Source organism: Anaerosporomusa subterranea (assembly GCF_001611555.1).
GTDB lineage: Bacteria > Bacillota > Negativicutes > Sporomusales > Acetonemataceae > Anaerosporomusa > Anaerosporomusa subterranea.
The window spans coordinates 1-899 of sequence record NZ_LSGP01000019.1 but is presented as its reverse complement, the minus strand read 5'-3'; the positions used below and the strand labels follow the sequence as shown (position 1 = coordinate 899).

Here is an 899-nt window from a genome sequence, read left to right as displayed (position 1 = left end):
AGAGCCATCTTAGCAATAACGCGACCAGACATCGGGAATGCGGAAATGCCGCAGGCGCCGATCATCGGGTTGATCTTTGTCGAGCTGACCAGGTTCAAAAGTTTGGCGAACAGAACGCCGCCAACAGTGTCAAATACGAATGCTACAGCACCGAGGGCCATGATCAAGAGAACGTCGAAAGTAAGGAAGCGTTCTGCAGTCATGGTACCACCAATGGTGATGCCGAGAACCAAGGTAACCAAGTTAGCCAATTCGTTTTGCGCGCAGTTCGAGAGGTTGTCGACAACACCGCTCTCTTTAAGGATATTACCGAACATCAAAGCGCCAATCAAGGCAACCGAGATCGGAGCAACGATACCAGCGATCAGAACGATCATGACTGGGAACAGGAACTTAGTGGTTTGGGAAACAGGTTCTTCACCCTCAAAACCCATTTTGATTTTGCGTTCGGCTTCAGTAGTGACTGCTCTGATGACCGGCGGTTGAATAACAGGAACAAGTGACATATAGCAGTATGCAGCAACCGAGAGAGGTCCAAGCAGTTCTTGAGCGAAGCGGCTAGCAACATAGATGGTGGTCGGGCCGTCAGCAGCACCGATGATACCAATTGAAGCAGCGTGTTCGATACAAGGTAATCAAGAAGCCTTCTGCGCCAACTTCGAGTGATACTGCAGAAGAATGTGGGATGTTAGCGAGGACGGCGCCGAAACCGATCGGCAGCAACAAAGCAGGTTCATAGTCATATTTTACAGCCAGGAATATTAGCAGAGCGCCGACGCCCCACATGACAATATGTTTCCAGGAGAGACCGATGAAACCCATAAGGAGCTCGTTTAACCAAGGATACTGTAGGAACAATGCGTCCATGTTTGTGTTTACCCTCCCATTAGATATATTGA

1 pseudogene is annotated in these 899 nt (G+C 49.3%); it reads right to left on the bottom strand.

Features of this window, described 5'->3' with window-relative positions:
* Window positions 1–867, bottom strand: a pseudogene (locus AXX12_RS18805) (sodium ion-translocating decarboxylase subunit beta); the annotation flags it as partial.
* Window positions 868–899: the final 32 nt, after the last annotated feature.